At 26.3% G+C, this 16,466-nt stretch carries 15 protein-coding genes; 10 read left to right on the forward strand and 5 right to left on the reverse strand.

The genetic code is table 11. The annotated features are described in order from the left end of the window. Window positions 1-78 precede the first annotated feature (78 nt). The 8 genes from BLT70_RS11265 (at window position 79) to BLT70_RS11300 (ending at window position 6,492) form a co-directional block, all read left to right on the forward strand. On the forward strand, window positions 79-843 hold the full coding sequence (locus BLT70_RS11265) for a ParA family protein (RefSeq protein WP_091894459.1): 765 nt from the start codon (window positions 79-81) through the stop codon (window positions 841-843). Next, entirely contained in the window at window positions 844-1,728 is an 885-nt protein-coding gene (locus tag BLT70_RS11270) for a ParB/RepB/Spo0J family partition protein (protein ID WP_091894461.1), read from the forward strand. It begins immediately after the preceding gene. Continuing rightward, the gene (locus BLT70_RS11275; RefSeq protein ID WP_091894463.1) at window positions 1,729-2,328 is read left to right on the forward strand and encodes a DUF5683 domain-containing protein; all 600 of its coding nucleotides are present in this window, start codon (window positions 1,729-1,731) and stop codon (window positions 2,326-2,328) included. It begins immediately after the preceding gene. 1 nt (window position 2,329) lies between these two features. Continuing rightward, a complete protein-coding gene (gene dapB / locus BLT70_RS11280) occupies window positions 2,330-3,031 on the forward strand; it encodes a 4-hydroxy-tetrahydrodipicolinate reductase (protein WP_091894465.1) in 702 nt (233 codons plus the stop codon). 78 nt (window positions 3,032-3,109) lie between these two features. Continuing rightward, the gene (gene lepB / locus BLT70_RS11285; protein WP_091894467.1) at window positions 3,110-4,810 is read left to right on the forward strand and encodes a signal peptidase I; all 1,701 of its coding nucleotides are present in this window, start codon (window positions 3,110-3,112) and stop codon (window positions 4,808-4,810) included. An 8-nt stretch (window positions 4,811-4,818) separates the two neighbouring features. Next, window positions 4,819-5,415, forward strand: coding sequence for a WbqC family protein (locus tag BLT70_RS11290; protein WP_091894469.1), 597 nt, complete (start codon window positions 4,819-4,821; stop codon window positions 5,413-5,415). Window positions 5,416-5,484: 69 nt separating this feature from the next. Then, window positions 5,485-6,060, forward strand: coding sequence for a Crp/Fnr family transcriptional regulator (locus tag BLT70_RS11295; protein WP_157691895.1), 576 nt, complete (start codon window positions 5,485-5,487; stop codon window positions 6,058-6,060). A gap of 126 nt (window positions 6,061-6,186) precedes the next feature. Further along, the gene (locus BLT70_RS11300; RefSeq protein ID WP_091894472.1) at window positions 6,187-6,492 is read left to right on the forward strand and encodes a DUF6122 family protein; all 306 of its coding nucleotides are present in this window, start codon (window positions 6,187-6,189) and stop codon (window positions 6,490-6,492) included. On the opposite strand, the gene BLT70_RS11305 is transcribed toward BLT70_RS11300, so the two are convergent. From BLT70_RS11305 to BLT70_RS11315, 3 genes are read right to left on the reverse strand one after another with little or no spacing between them, the layout of a single operon-like run. Continuing rightward, a complete protein-coding gene (locus BLT70_RS11305) occupies window positions 6,473-7,969 on the reverse strand; it encodes a lipopolysaccharide biosynthesis protein (protein WP_091894474.1) in 1,497 nt (498 codons plus the stop codon). The genes BLT70_RS11300 and BLT70_RS11305 overlap by 20 nt on opposite strands. 7 nt (window positions 7,970-7,976) lie before the next feature. Further along, window positions 7,977-9,236, reverse strand: a complete 1,260-nt coding sequence (locus tag BLT70_RS11310; protein WP_091894476.1) for a glycosyltransferase family 4 protein — start codon at window positions 9,234-9,236, stop codon at window positions 7,977-7,979. Next, window positions 9,233-10,423 carry a glycosyltransferase family 4 protein gene (locus BLT70_RS11315; protein ID WP_091894478.1) on the reverse strand — a complete coding sequence of 397 codons (1,191 nt, stop codon included), beginning with the start codon at window positions 10,421-10,423 and terminating at the stop codon, window positions 9,233-9,235. The genes BLT70_RS11310 and BLT70_RS11315 overlap by 4 nt, the downstream gene beginning before the upstream one ends. A 399-nt stretch (window positions 10,424-10,822) precedes the next feature. Here BLT70_RS11315 and BLT70_RS11320 point away from each other — a divergent pair, with 399 nt between their 5' ends. Continuing rightward, entirely contained in the window at window positions 10,823-12,511 is a 1,689-nt protein-coding gene (locus BLT70_RS11320) for an AraC family transcriptional regulator (RefSeq protein WP_091894480.1), read from the forward strand. Here BLT70_RS11320 and BLT70_RS11325 read toward each other — a convergent pair whose 3' ends face one another. Together BLT70_RS11325 and BLT70_RS11330 are read right to left on the reverse strand one after the other, a co-directional pair. Continuing rightward, window positions 12,512-14,923, reverse strand: coding sequence for a YfhO family protein (locus BLT70_RS11325; RefSeq protein WP_091894482.1), 2,412 nt, complete (start codon window positions 14,921-14,923; stop codon window positions 12,512-12,514). Window positions 14,924-15,011: 88 nt separating this feature from the next. Further along, window positions 15,012-15,266 (reverse strand): DUF4834 family protein, encoded by a 255-nt coding sequence (locus BLT70_RS11330; protein WP_091894484.1) that lies wholly within the window; start codon window positions 15,264-15,266, stop codon window positions 15,012-15,014. Window positions 15,267-15,443: 177 nt separating this feature from the next. Here BLT70_RS11330 and BLT70_RS11335 point away from each other — a divergent pair, with 177 nt between their 5' ends. Then, the gene (locus BLT70_RS11335) at window positions 15,444-16,454 is read left to right on the forward strand and encodes a transporter (RefSeq protein ID WP_091894486.1); all 1,011 of its coding nucleotides are present in this window, start codon (window positions 15,444-15,446) and stop codon (window positions 16,452-16,454) included. The last annotated feature ends 12 nt before the right edge of the window (window positions 16,455-16,466 follow it).

Genomic DNA, 16,466 nt, shown 5'->3' on the forward strand with positions numbered 1-16,466 from the left:
TTATATTTTTGTTAACATCTTTCACTTTATTAAAAGATAATAAATTGTAATTTTACCTCTTATAAATATCATTTTTTAATGGGGAAAATAATTGCAATTGCGAATCAAAAAGGTGGTGTAGGTAAAACTACAACAAGCATAAATTTAGCAGCTTCTTTAGGTGTTTTAGAAAAAAAAGTATTATTAATAGATGCTGATCCTCAAGCGAATGCATCTTCTGGCTTAGGCATAGATGTAGAAGGTTTAGAAATAGGAACTTATCAAGTTTTAGAACATACGGTTTCTGCAAAAGATGTAATTGTAAAAACAACGTCTCCTAATGTAGACCTAATTCCTGCTCATATAGATTTAGTTGCTATTGAAATTGAATTAGTAGATAAGCAAGATAGAGAATTTATGCTTAGAAGGGCATTGGCAGAAATTAAAGATGATTATGATTATATTTTAATTGATTGTGCACCATCTTTAGGTTTAATAACATTAAACTCTTTAGTTGCCGCAGATTCTGTAATTATACCTATTCAATGTGAATATTTTGCATTAGAAGGTTTAGGAAAACTATTAAATACAATAAAAAGTATTCAAAGAATTCATAATACAGATTTAGATATTGAAGGTTTATTATTAACAATGTTTGATTCTCGTTTACGCTTATCAAATCAAGTTGTAGATGAAGTTAGAAAACATTTTTCTAGCATGGTTTTTGATACAATTATTAGAAGAAATACACGTTTAGGTGAGGCACCAAGTTATGGCGAAAGCATTATTGCTTATGACGCTACTAGTAAAGGAGCTGTAAATTACTTAAATTTAGCCCAAGAAATTATAAAAAAGCATAAGTAAATGGCAAAAGCAACCAAGAAACAAGCTTTAGGAAGAGGATTATCTGCTTTATTACAAGAATCATCAAATATCAATTCTGCATCAGATAAAAATGCTGATAAAGTTGTGGGGAATATTATTGAAATTGAATTAAGTTCAATTGAAGTAAACCCTTTTCAACCAAGAACTTATTTTGATGAAGAATCATTACAAGAACTCGCAGGATCAATTAGAGAGTTAGGGGTAATACAACCAATTACAGTAAGAAAATTAGAAGGAAATAAATTTCAATTAGTTTCTGGTGAGCGTCGTTTTAGAGCATCAAAATTATTAGGAAACGCTACAGTACCTGCTTATATACGTTTGGCAAATGACCAAGAAATGCTAGAAATGGCTTTGGTTGAAAACATACAACGTAAAAACTTAGATCCAATAGAAGTTGCACTTTCTTACCAACGTTTAATTGATGAGATTCAATTAACACAAGAAGATTTAAGTATAAGAGTTGGTAAAAAAAGATCTACAGTAACAAACTATTTACGTTTGTTAAAATTAGACCCAATTTTACAAACTGGTATGAGAGATGGCTTTATTTCTATGGGTCATGGGCGTGCAATGATAAATGTTGATAACACAGAAGATCAACTTGCAATTTATGAGAAAATTTTACGAGAAAAATTATCTGTAAGACAAACAGAAGATTTAGTAAAAAACTTAAAATCTGGTGCAATTGCAAAACCAAAAAAGAAAATTATCCCTCCATATATTAAAGAAAGTATAAAAGATATTGGCGATTACTTTGGCAATAAAATAGATATTTCTGTTGGTAACAATGGCAAAGGTAAGATTTCAATCCCTTTTAATTCTGAAGAAGATTTTAACCGCATTAAAAACTTATTAAAATAAGTGTTTTTTAAAAAAACCATATTATTTTTTACGCTCGCTTTATTTACTGCGACTCTTTTTGCACAAAAAGATTCTACAGAAGTAAAAATTAAAGACGTTAAAATTGAAGGAAATATAAATACTACTAAAGAAGGGATTTATGATCCTTTAGCGCCATCTAAAGCTGCTTTTTATTCTGCAATTTTTCCAGGAATGGGACAATTGTACAATAAAAAATATTGGAAAGTTCCCATTGTTTGGGCAGCATTAGCAATACCAACTTATTACTATCAAATAAATAATCGCGATTACAAACGATATAGAACTGCTTACAAATTAAGAAAAAATGGTTTGCAAGATGAGTTTACTGATGATGATGGAGTTTCTTCTGTTTCTTTAACAACGTTAGAAACTGCACAAGAACAGCTAAGTGAAAATAGAGATATGTCTTTATTATCTGGCGTTATTATTTATATATTACAAATTGTTGAAGCGAGTGTTAATGCACATTTACTTCAATTTAATACAGATGATAATTTATCATTTAAACCAGCAATGATAATGGATCCAATTAGAATACAAACACCTTCTGTTGGATTAACAATAAAATATAGTTTTTAAAATGAAAATTGCACTTTTAGGTTACGGAAGAATGGGAAAAGAGATTGAAAAAATTGCAATCTCTAGAGGTCATGAAATAGTAATTAGAAAAGATGTTGATGATATAATTGACATTACTTTAGCTGATGTAGCTATCGATTTTAGCGTACCAACTTCTGCTTTTAACAATATTACAAATTGTTTAAACAACAATGTTCCTGTAATTTCTGGAACTACAGGTTGGCTAGATAAATATAAAGAAGCAGTTGCTTTATGTACAGAAAAAAAAGGAGCTTTTATTTATGCATCAAATTATAGTTTGGGTGTAAATATCTTTTTTGAGTTAAATAAACAATTAGCAAAAATGATGAAAACCGTAGAAGGTTATAACATTTCTATGGAAGAAATTCATCATACAAAAAAATTAGATGCGCCAAGTGGAACTGCAATTACTTTAGCAGAAGGAATTATAGAAAATTCTTCTAAAATCAATTGGGAATTAGGCGAAAAAGCATCCGAAGAAAATATACCAATTGTGGCAAAAAGAATTCCAGATGTTCCAGGAACACATACTGTTTGGTATGAATCTGAAGTTGATACTATAGAAATTAAACACACAGCACACAGCAGAAAAGGATTTGCTTTAGGCGCTGTTATTGCTGCAGAATGGATTGCAAATAAAACAGGAGTTTTTTCTATGAAAGATGTGTTAAACATCCGTTAAATACTGTAACATTTTTTATATTTTGCGCCTTATAAATCAATAAAATTCATCCTTTTAAAGGATTACAAAAATATCATTATGACATATACTCAATGGTTTATCTTTTTTTTAGCAGTTCAAGTGCTACATTTTTTAGGAACTTGGAAACTGTATGTAAAAGCAGGTAGAAAAGCATGGGAAGCTGCAATACCAATCTATAATGGTATTGTTTTAATGCAAATAATTAATCGTCCAAAATGGTGGATTATTCTTTTATTTATACCAATTGTAAACTTATTAATGTTTCCTGTTATTTGGATTGAAACCATTAGAACTTTTGGCTTTTACAAAAAATTAGATTCCTTTTTAGTAATCGTAACTTTAGGTTTTTATATTTTTTACATCAATTATGCAACGGACACAGCATATAATAAAGGTAGAAGTTCTAAACCACGTTCTGAACTTGGTGAATGGGTAAGTTCTATTACATTTGCAATTATTGCTGCAACTTTGGTGCACACCTATTTTATGCAACCATTTACAATACCAACATCTTCTTTAGAAAAATCTTTATTAGTTGGTGATTATTTATTTGTGAGCAAATTTCATTACGGAGCAAGAGTTCCATCAACAGTAATTGCTGCACCAATGGTTCATGATTCTTTACCTTTTACAGGTACAGCTTCTTATCTTAAAAAACCACAATTACCTTATACACGTTTACCTGGATTACAAAAAATTAAAAATAACGATATTGTTTGTTTTAACTGGCCTGCGGATTCTTTGGCTACAATGTGGGGTGATCATTCTGGAAAATTCACATACAAACCTGTTGATAAAAAAACAAATTATGTAAAACGTGCTGTTGGTATTGCTGGCGATTCTCTAGAATTAAAAGATGGTTATGTATATATTAATGGCAAAAAGAACGAATTACCTTATAGAGCTAAAATACAATTTTATTACACGTTTGAATGTAAAGAACCTATTAGTCAAAGTACGTATCCAAAATTTTTATTAGATAAAGAAAGAACAGGTGTTTATAAAATTTTATCAGAATATTGGAACAATGATAGAGTTCAAGATTCTATAAAAGTGAATGGAAATCTTTCTAAAATTGGAGAAGACTCATTATATACAGAGGTTGTTGGAGGCATAAACCAAAACTTTGCTAGAAAACTAAAAATGATTAATGTTGAGAATAAAATCAATATTAATTTAACTGAAGAAGAAGTTTCAAGGCTAGAAAAATACCCTTTAACCGTTTCTGTTAAAAAGGTAAATCACGCGCCAGATATTGCTGTTTTTCCTCATGTAGAAAAATTAAAATGGAGTCAAGATAATTTTGGACCTATTTATATTCCTAAAAAAGGTGCAACTGTAAAATTAGATTCAGAATCAATTCCTTTTTATGAACAAATTATTAAAAATTATGAAAATAATGATTTAGTAATTAACGGAAATAATATTTTTATAAATGGGCAAAAAGCAGATTCTTATACTTTTAAACAAGACTATTACTGGTTAATGGGAGATAATAGACACAACTCTTTAGATGCTCGTTATTGGGGATTTGTTCCTTTTGATCACGTTTTAGGAAAACCAGTAATGATTTGGTTTAGTTGGGATGCTAATGCGCCAAGTTTTACTGCTAAAATAAAATCTATAAGATGGGACAGAATGTTTACAACTGTACATGGAGATGGAGAACCTGTTTCTTACAGATATTTTGTTTTGGCTTTAATTGGTCTTTACATAGGTTATAGTTTTTATAAAGGAAAGAAAAAATCTAAAAAATAAGAATTAACATGTCTTTGTTTATTCCAACCTACTTCTCTCCTATTTCTCAATATTCAGAAATAGTAAAAGCAGATGAAATAGTTTTTGAAATGGAAGATAATTTTCAAAAACAAGGTTATAGAAATCGTTGTTATATTTATAATAGCAACGGTAAACAATTGTTAAGTATTCCTGTAAAACACCTTACAAAAGATAAAAGAAAAAAAACAAAAGACACTTTAGTAGAGAACAATTTCCCTTGGCAAGACCAGCATTTTAAATCACTACAAATTGCCTATAGGACATCACCTTTTTTTGAGTTTTACGAAGATGATCTTGTTCCTATTTTTGAAAAAAAATACAAATATCTTCAAGATATAAATATTGATACTTTTTTATTTTTAAAAGACGCTTTACAATTAGAAACAGATTTCTCTTTAACTAAAGAATATCAAGTTGAAACTACTGAAAAAGACTTTAGATTATTAGCAGAAATAAAACATCAGCCAGAAAAATTAGTTGAAAAATACATTCAAATGTTTGATGATAAACATGGATTTATCCCCAATTTATCAATTTTAGATTTATTATTTATGGAAGGCCCAAACACCATTAGTTACTTATAATTTTTTTTCTTAGTTTTATAAAAAACTTATTTATCATCTTAAAAGGATAACTTTAAAATGTATTATTCTATGAATAATCTAAAAGAATTTACAGCTAACTTTAAAAATATTCCACAAAAAAAAATTGATTTATTTTTAAGTTTAGCATCAAAAGAAAAATTTAAAAAAAATGACCTAATTGCTAAAATAGGTGAGAAAACCCACTATTTTTATATTATCGAATCTGGCATTATTAGATCTTTTTATACTGATGAAAAAGGAAAAGAATTTACTAGAACTATTTTTACAAAACAAAAAACAACAGGACCTTTAGCTACACTTATAACAGGAGAACCTAGTAAGTTAACATATGAATGTTTATCTGATTGTACTGTTTATAAAATAAATTATAATGAATTTGTTGCTCTAGCAAAAAAAGATATTTCAATGGCAAATTTATATAGTAAAATGTTAGAATTTATCTTTTTAGTTATGGAATCTAAAATATATGATTTATCTGCTTTAAATGCCACAGAAAGATATTATAAATTAAAAAAAGAAATACCAGATATAGATAATCTAATTCCACAATATCATATTGCATCCTATTTAAATGTTTCACCAGTTCAACTTAGTAGAATTAGAAAAGAAATGTATTCAAAATAGAATCTCTTAACATATGTAAACATTTATAAGATAATAAACTATTACTTTTGTCCTAATATTGTTTCCCCCAATAATATTACAGATTATATTAAAAGGCTTATCTTATTTTAAGAAAAGCCTTTTTATATGATTAAATTTACAATTCACTATTTCCTTCACTTTTTAGCACCTCTTTTAATTTCTTATTTCTTTTTTAGAGATAATTGGAAAAAAGTATATCTAATTTTTTTACTTTCTATGCTGGTAGATTTAGATCATTTATTGGCAAACCCAATATTTGAAAAAAATAGATGTAGTATTAATTTTCATCCATTACATTCATATATTGCAATAGCTATTTACTTTTTAGGGCTCTTCTTTAAAAAAACAAGAATTTTAGCAATTGCATTATTATTACACATGCTCACAGATTTTATAGATTGTTACTTATAAATCGTTTAAAAAGACCAGATATTTCTGTAGAGATATTCAATTTTATTATTAAAAAGAGGTAAATAACAGCAATTATTGCACTCTTTAAAATGATGTTTATAATTGGATCAATCGGAAAATTAAACACATTTATATTATGTATTGGAAAATCCCAAAAATTAAAAAGCAAGTATAAAACTGCAATTACTAAAACCATAATAAATGATTTATCAGTAAAAGGTGTCATTGAAAATTTCCTTTTTACAAAAAATATTTTACTTGTATTTGCAGAAAAAATTACAATTAAAGTTGCTAAAGCTAATCCGTCTGTTCCCATATCTAACTCATAATAAAAGAGTTTATTTAAAAAGTATACAGAAATAGCCATTATTAAACTATAAGGTAACGTAATTTTATAATATTTAGAATTATTAATAATTGCACCATTGTTTCCTAAAAAACCATTGTACAATTTTAGTAGAGAAATCATAAAAACCACCAAAGCTCCGCCAGCATATTGAACTGGTAATAAACGAAATAACTCATTAATATTTGCGTTAATTAACACAAAGAAAAAACCACTAATTATTAACAAATTAATAGAGCTTTTTTTATACAAAGACGCAACTTCTAAATGATTTTTTTCATTTAACGTTTTAGAAGTTAAAGGTTGTAAAATATTTAACATTGCTCTACTTGGCGCTTCTATAAAAGAACCAATAAAAACTGCTACCGTATAATAAGCAGCAGTTTCTAACGATTCTTTACCCGGAATCATAAATTTATCAATATCTAAAATAATTGCACCAGCACTTCCCGCCAAAATTATATAGAAAGAAAAACTCAAAACTTCTTTAAAATTATCTGGTCTTTGAAATGTGAATTTCGGTAAATACAATCTAAAAGCATAAAACATCATTAGTAACATTCTAATAAAATAAGCACCAGTTAAATAGTAAATAAATTCTGATTTTGTAATCCATTGAAAATAAACAGCAAATAACAAAATCATTACAGCAACTCTGTTATATAATTCCTTTAAAATATTTCCAAAAACAGTTTGAAAATTAACTTTTGCCCAAGCATAAAAAACTTCGAAATATGCACAAGCAAAAGCAACCAAATAAATTACAAAAGTGTACTCTTTTATAATCGGGTTTTTTACTGATAAATGATTGCTTATTTGTTCATAAAAAAGATCGCCAAAAAAACCTATAGGAATTGCAATTAATAAAGGTAAAAATAATACTGACGACAAAAATTTATCTTTATCAATCTTGGTAAAATAACTTGAGAAAAATTTTACAATTGTATGATGAATGCCAAGTGCAATTAAAGGCATTAATATATTGGAAGTAGCCAATAAGAAAGTAACTAAACCATAATATTCATCTTCTAAAAAACGAGTATATAAAACTAATGTATTTATACCACCAACGGCAAAACCTAAATAAATAAACAGGGTATTTTTAAAAGATTGTTTTATTACAATTCCCATGTATATTTTAAAGGTTTTTTATAATTTCTGATAAATTTTTAGTCAATTCTTTTCTATGATATTGTTCTATATTTATAGAATCTACTTGTAAATTTCCTAATTTATATTGTTGATACAACTTCGTTATTTCTGATGTTAATTTTATTTCATTTCTAAAGCCAACAACAACACCAGCATTTGTATTTTCTAAAATTTCTGATAAATCTCCATTTTCTGATCCCATTGCTAAAATAGGTCTTTTTGCTGTTAAATATTCAAATAATTTACCCGTTAAAATTCCTTCAGATTTTTCTACATCAGGAATTAGAAGTAATAACACCTGTGCTTTTTTCTGAAACTTAATAGCATCTATATGAGAAACATAACCACTAAAATTAGTGTTTTCTAATAAATTATTCGCTTCAATTTCTTGTCTTACATCTTCAGAAATATCACCAATAAAATTGAGTTCTAAATCATTTTTAAAATCGGTATTTTCTACACATAAATTCTTTAAAACTCTAAATAATAATTTAGGATTACTTTGTTTTGGCAACAAACCAATATAAGAAAAAGAGAATTTTTTATTTAATCTTACACTATTATTTCTTAATACTTCATCATCAAAACCATTGGTAATTACTTCTACTCTAGTTGCTTTTTTAGCAAAATCTTTCTTTAAAGAATTACTTACTGTTAAAATACAATCTGCATTTTTAAACACTGAAGCTTCTAATTTTAGATTTCTTTTTTTTGCAAAAGATAATTGTTTAAACTCGTTATTATAATACAAATCTGTCCAAGGATCTCTAAAATCTGCAATCCATTTAATTTTATTTTTTTGCTTTAATTTTTGAGCAATTAAATGCATACTATGTGGCGGCCCAGTAGAAATTATAACATCAACTTTGTTATCTTTTAGATACTTATTAAGATATTTTACCGAAGATTTCACCCAAAATACTTTAGGATCTGGAATAAAAAAATTGCCTCTTATAAATGATAATAAACCATTATTAACAGCATTAGAAACATCGCTTTTTTGCTGATTTTTCTTTTTCCAAAATAATAAATCTGTTGGTTCCCAAATTGGTTGTTTTAAAACTGTTACATTTTTAGGAATTTCATTAATTAATGAATTATCTTCTTTTGGATAATTAGCATTATCAACCGTATAAACAATAGGTTCAATGTCAAAATTTTGTAAATATTTTACAAATTTTAACCAACGCTGAACGCCACTTCCGCCTGCTGGAGGCCAATAATATGTAATAATTAATACTTTCAATTTAGAAGATTATCATATAAATGTAAGAGTTTTTTTGATGTTTGCTCCCAAGAAAATTCATTTCTAACAAAGTTTTTTCCATTTTCGCCTAATTCATTTCTTAGTTTTTCATCAGCATATAATTTTAAAACTTTATCAGTAAAATCTTCCACATTTTTTTCTTGATGTATTAAGCCAGAATTTGTTCTTTCAACCAGTTTTTTTTGAGCAATTGCATCACTTACCAATAATGATTTTGCTAAACTCATATATTGAAAAATTTTGTTTGCATACGCAACATCATGTTGTAAATTTCTGTGCAAAGGAGAAATACAAACGTCACTAGAAAATATATAAGATTGAAAAAGAGAAACGTTTTGCCATCCTTCAAAATCTACAAATTCTTGAATTTTTAAATCTTGAACTTGTTGTTTTAAAATAATATCTGTTGTGTTTTTACCAACAATAACGAGTTTTAAATTAGGTATTATATCTTTTAATTTTTCTACGGATGAAATTGCAGTTTGTAAGCCTCTTCGAATATGTGTATCTCCTAAATATAAAATTACAAACTTGTTTTTATATCTTTCAATAATAGATGTATCAATTGTATAATCTTCAAAAAAAGATTTTCTAATTGTATTTGGCACTAAAACAAGCTTATTTTTTGCTGATGGAATTCTAGTTTTTAACGTTTCTAAAAACTCAGGAGAAACAGAAATTACTTTATCTGCTTTTAAAATAAATTCTTCCTCTTTTTGTTTCCATTTTTTTGGTGATATAATATACTTTCCTGGAAATATTTGAAGATGAGGATACAATTTCATTACTTCTGGCATATTATCATGCAAATCTAAAACAATTGGTAAATTGTATTTTTTATTAGCATTAAAAACTGCTTGTGCAATTTTAATATCATGAATATGTAAAGCTTCAATTTTAGTATCTTTTATAAATTGGTAAATTTTACTTTGCATCAAAAAAGTATAAAAAGGAACAGTGTACGCCAAAGCAGAAAGTTTATATTCTAACTTATTAGATTTATACCTTCTTACTTCTATTCCGTTTATAATTTCTGACGATTTTTCATCAGCATATTTTAAACAAAAAAGAAAAACTTGATGCCCAGCATTTACCAATGAAACAGCTTCGTTTTCAACTCTTGGGTCTGGAGGAAAAGAAGCATCTAATATCATTCCTATTTTCATTTGATTTTATTTAAATGAAAATTAAAACTATTTAATGAATATTGAAGAAAGAATTTATGTAGTATTTTATTTTTCAAAAAATCTAATTTAGATAAAACGTAAATTTAATAAAAATCAGAAAGAATTAAAGTAGTAATCTTACAATTATAAGCAAAAAAAAAGAGATAATAAATTTATCCCTTTTTTTTCCTCTCTTAATGTACATAAGAAATAGCTTCCCCCAAAGCTTAGGCGAATATAGAATATAAAAAGGGTAAAAACTAACAGTATATTCGTCTTTTTATAAAAAGCACACCTTAAATATGATAAAAATTAACCATCTAAATTATAAATTCTAATTGTTTGTTTGTTTGTAAATATTTATTATACTTGTAATTAAGCTTATAATTAATTTAATAAATGGTAAAAAAGAAAAGTTTATTATTACTTCTACTTTTTTTATTTTCTGGACTTGTTTTTTCTCAAACTATAAAGGAAGATAATTTTAATATTAAAAAAATAATCGATTTTAAAGATATAAATAATGATAGTTTAATATACTATGCTAATAAGCTAAAGAGCTCTAAAAATTTATGCAATTATTATCACGCATTAAATACAGAAGCAACTGCTTTTTATCAAAAAGGAAATTTAAAAAAAGCAGAAGTTAACGTTTTAAGAATTTTAGATAGTCTAGAAAACAAAGAAGAAATTTGCTTTATAAAAAATAAAAATACAGCCTTAAATAGACTTTTTTGGATTTATAAAAATCAAAATAAATTTCAAGAAGCTTTTAATGTAATTATTAAAAGAAGAAAAGTTCTTAATAGCTTACCTATAAAAGATAATTACTTTAACGTTAACAATATTTCATTAGATAAAAGCTTAGCAACAATAAAAAAAATATTAGGTTTACACGAAGAAGCTAGAACGATATTAAAAGAAATGCTTCCAAAACTCCCTTCTATTTACAAAGGTTTTAATGAGAATGATTATACTTTAAAACTAAATATTTCATCAACTTTAAATACAATAGGAGAATCTTATTTAGAATCTAATAAAGAAAATACTAAAAATTATTTAGATTCTGCAAGTGTTTATTTTAAAAAGGCTTTTGAAGTTGCAAAAACATTTAATCCACCTCATAAAAACTCAGAGGTACTATACCAATTAAGAATAGCAGAAATTTTAATAGCTAAAGAAGATTTTAAAGAAGCTTTAAAAATTATTCAAAAAAACGATATTATACATAAAGAATTTAGAGTTAATCAACTCATAAACTCATTAAAAGCAATCTGTTTTTATCAGCTTAAAGACAATGATTCTACTCTTTATTATAGCAAACAGTTTTTAAAAGAACATTCTAAGAAATCGATTGTTAAAAAAAGTGTAATTTCTATTTATGATATTTTAGCAAATCAATATTATAAAAACAAACAAATAGATAGTGCGTATAAATATTCTGAATTAACTATTGCCGAATTAAAAGTTTTAAATGAAAATAAAAACGAAGCTAACAAATCTCATTATTTATACGACTATAAAAATGCACAAGAATTAAACAAATTAATACTAAAAAAAGGTAAAAAAACCAATAACTACTATATTATAATATTACTTATTATTATTCTATTAGGAATTTTTACCGTGTATTTTCTGTTAAAAAGAAACAAAAAAACATCAAAAGACCTCACAGAAATTAAAACAGAAATTAATGAAAAACCTTTACCCCAAAAAAAGGAATATAATATTGATGAAAAATTAGAGAAAACTCTTTTAAATGGAATAAATGAGCTAGAAAAAAACAAAGATTTTCTAGATCCAAACTTTAGTATTAATGGGCTTGCAAAAAAATTAAACACAAATACTTCTTATTTATCTTACATTATAAATAAAGAATCTAATCAATCTTTTAAACAATATATAACAGAATTAAGGATAGAGTATTTAATCAAAAGATTGATCGAAGAAAAAAAGTTTAGAAATTACACAATTAAATCTCTAGCAGAAGAAATTGGTTATACAAATGCTTCTGCTTTTACAAGAGCTTTTAAAAAATATAAAGGAATAACACCTTCTGATTTTATTAAATCTTTAAAAGAAAATTAATTATTTCTTTTTCTTTTTATCATAAAAAAACCATCCAACAGAAACAAGAATTAAAATTGCATAAGAAGATAAAGAGATTAGACCTCCTTGCTGAATTACTTTTGGTTCAAATTTGAATTCTATTTTATGTTCTCCCGCAGGAATTTTCATTCCTCTTAAAACATAATTTACTCTAAAGTGAGGAGTTAATTTACCATCTACATAAGCATTCCAACCATCTTTATAATAAATTTCAGAAAAAACGGCAAACTGCTCTTTTGCTGTTTTTGATTGATAAATTAAATCTGTAACATCATATTTTACTAAACTAATAATTGCAGTTGAATCTTTCTCAAAATTAAAACTAATATTTTCTGATAAATTACTTTTATCTAAAACAGCAGTAAATTTAGTGTTTAAAGAATCTAATAATTGCATTTCTTCATTAGCAGAATTAACTACTTTTACATTTTCTACAAACCAAACATTGCCATTTATATCTGGATTTTGTTGTGCTTGTTTTTCATTATTATTATCAGCAATAATAAAATATTTGGTATTTAACATGTTTAAAACTTGCATGTTGTTTTTAGCTATCTGATAATCAAACAATTCTTGATAACGTCCCATTTTTGCAGCATGATAACCACCAATTGATTGATGAAAATAAGAAGTTGAACCATCTTGCATTGGATCTGTTGTAAAATTAGCAACTCTAAAATGCGATTTATCTTGCAAAATTAATTTATCTGCATTAGAAGCTGTAAAAGGTTTTTCTACTTTTCTTGATGAGATAAAATCAGTAGCATTTACATATTTTTTATCCACAGAAATTAAATCTAACAATAAAAAAACGGCCAAAGCCAAAATTGTAAACTTCTGTTTGATTTTGTTTTTTAGAGAAAACTTTAAAATAATTGCTGCTATTAAAACCAACGCTAAAGAACGTAAAGTATCTTTTAATAACATTGCTTTTCTATCTGCAATTACAGCATCTATTAAACCTGATAAATCTTTATAATTGCTATCTCTTAAACCTTCAAAAGTTGAGAAAACATGTGCTAAAATAAAACCAAAAACAATTAAACCAGCAAAAACTACAACTGCTTTTTTAAGTGCTCTCCTTTTCTTTTTTCTTGAAACATTAGAAGAAAAGAATTCTTTTAAAGCCAAAATCCCAAGAATTGGCACACATAATTCTGCAATAACTTGAATAGAAGAAACTGCTCTAAATTTATTATACAACGGTATATAATCTATAAAAAAATTAGTTAATCCTTCAAAATTTCTACCCCAACTTAATAAAATTGAAAATACTGTTGCAGCAACTAACCATTGTTTTAATTTTCCTTTCACTAAGAAAATCCCTAAGAAAAAAAGAAAGAAAATTACCGCTCCAATATAAGCTGGCGCTTCTACAATTGTTTGATCTCCCCAGTAAGTAAGTACTTGTTCTGAGTAATCATCAGCAACTTTTTTACCTGCTTGTTTTTCTATTAATTTATAAAAATTAGAATTTTTATTTAATTTTTCTACAGTTCCGCCACCCATAAAACGTGGAATAAACAAATTAAAAGTTTCTAATTTTGCATAACTAAATTGCGTAATATATTCTTTATCTAAACCTTTTGTAGCTTCTTTTTTAGTTCCGTCTACATTTATTGTTAATTCAGATTTTCCTCTAGTACTAAAATCTGCATATTCTTTCATCGCCATTAATCTAGGCGAATTTGCTCCAATACCTAAACAAACTGCTGCAATAATAACTGCTGCCTGCTTTAAAAAAGTTGTAAGTTTTTTTTCTTTAATTGCATTTATGAGTTCTACAATTCCTAAAATTATTAAACAAAAACTTAAATAATAAGTCATTTGTATATGGTTTGTATAAATTTCTAACGCCATCGCTACACCCGTTACTAAAAAACCTAATACATATTTTTTCTGAAAAACCCATAAAACTCCAGCCAAAACTAAAGGCATGTAAGCAATTGCATGTGCTTTTGCATTATGACCTGGAATAAAAATAATAATTAAATAGGTAGAAAACCCAAAGGAAAGAGCTCCTAAAATAGCCAACCTCCATTTTACTTTTAAGGCCAACATCAACACAAAAAAACTTAAAAAATACAAAAATGTATAATCAGCAGGTCTTGGCAAAAACCGTAATAATTTATCTATAGATCTAACAAAATCATAAGGATAATACGCACTTATTTGATACGCTGGCATTCCACTAAAGGAAGCTCCTGTCCAATAAGGTTCTGTATTATTATCAGCTCTAAAATCGTTAATTTCCTTAACCATTCCTTGAAACTGAGTAATATCTGATTGTGCTATTTTTTGTCCTTTTAAAACAGGATAAAAATAAACTAAAGATGCTATAATAAATATTACTACAGCAACAATATAAGGTAAAAATTTCTTTGCCTTCAAATTTTTTAAAATTTTAATTTTAAGAATAAAATGTATTGTTTTCTAAAAAGAAACCAATTAGTTAAATATACTAAATACTTTAATGAGATTAATCTATTTCTTCAAAATCTACGTATTCGCCAACAGAGCTTTTTCCTTGTTGATCTTTTCTCGGTGTTTTATCTATTATTGTTTCACCTTCTTTTACAGAACCATTAGGTTGCTGATTACCAAATTGTTGCTCAGCTTTTTTTTGTATAGTTTCTGCCGCCTTTTTCATTAAAAAAGGAGCGAGTAAACGTGCTAAAAATTTAAAAGCATAATAAAATACTAATATATAAAGGATAGTCTTTAGTAAACCCATTTTAAAATATTTGTTAAAAAATCTATCAAAAATAATAATTTGATAACAATTGTAACGTTAACAAACTATAAAACTTTAAGAAAAGTAAAAAAGTATACATTACTTTTAAAAACAGCATTTTTGTTCTATGTTTGTTTAACGAATTAAATTCTTATTTAAAATCTCTTTTTTTGACTAATGAAAAACCGTAAATTAAAACTCTTTTCTTTATTATTTCTACTTGGTTTTTGTTCTATTTATGGTCAATATACAGAGGTTATAAATAGTAATAAACCTGGTTTTTCAGAAAGCCCTTATAGTGTTGGTAAAGGTGTTTATCAATTTGAAAGTAATTTATTTTTAAGAAACAACAATATTGAACCAACTTTTTCTGTACCTAATTCTTTTGGTTTTGATATGCTTTTTAGAACTAGTCTTTTTTTTGAAAAGTTAGAACTAAATACACATGTTAGTTATCAAAAAGACAAAATTGTACCCAACGATATTTCTATTCCTGATTATTCTACTTCTGGTTTTCGAGAATTTACAATTGGTGCTAAATATTTAATTTTTCAACAAGAGTATAAAGATAAAAGCAAAGAAATAAGAAGTTGGAAAAGAAAGCATGCTTTTGATATAAATAGATTAACACCTTCTATTGCAATTTATGTAGGTATAAATACTGATTTTATAAACGATATTTATAAAATGGGAAGTATTTCTTCTAAAATAGGTTTACTATTTCAGCAAGACTTAAGTACTGATTTTAATTTAGTTTCAAATTTTTATTATGATAAAATTGGAACAGAATTTTTTGATTATTCTTTTATAATTACAGCTACTTACACATTTGGCAATCGATGGTCTACGTTTTTCGAAAATCAAACAGAGTTTCAAGAACATCAAAATACAACAAATTTCGGAACAGGTTTAGCCTTTTTGTATAACAAAAATTTACAAATAAATAGCTCTGCAAGATATTATCTAGATGGCAGAGAACAAGGTTTTTATGCTGCTTTTGGGGTTTCTTATAGAATTGATAAACATAAAGATTCTTTCAAAGAAAAAAACAATAGTAGAACTAAAGTTGGCAATACACCTATTTCTAGTTACAATAAGAAAGAAAAGGGCTTTTTTAGTAGAATTTTTGGTATTTTTGCTAAAAAGAAAACTACAAGAAAACGACCTAAAAGAAAAAGGAATAATTAATTCCCCTAATAA

It is taken from the genome of Polaribacter sp. KT25b, from assembly GCF_900105145.1.
Taxonomy (GTDB): Bacteria; Bacteroidota; Bacteroidia; order Flavobacteriales; family Flavobacteriaceae; genus Polaribacter.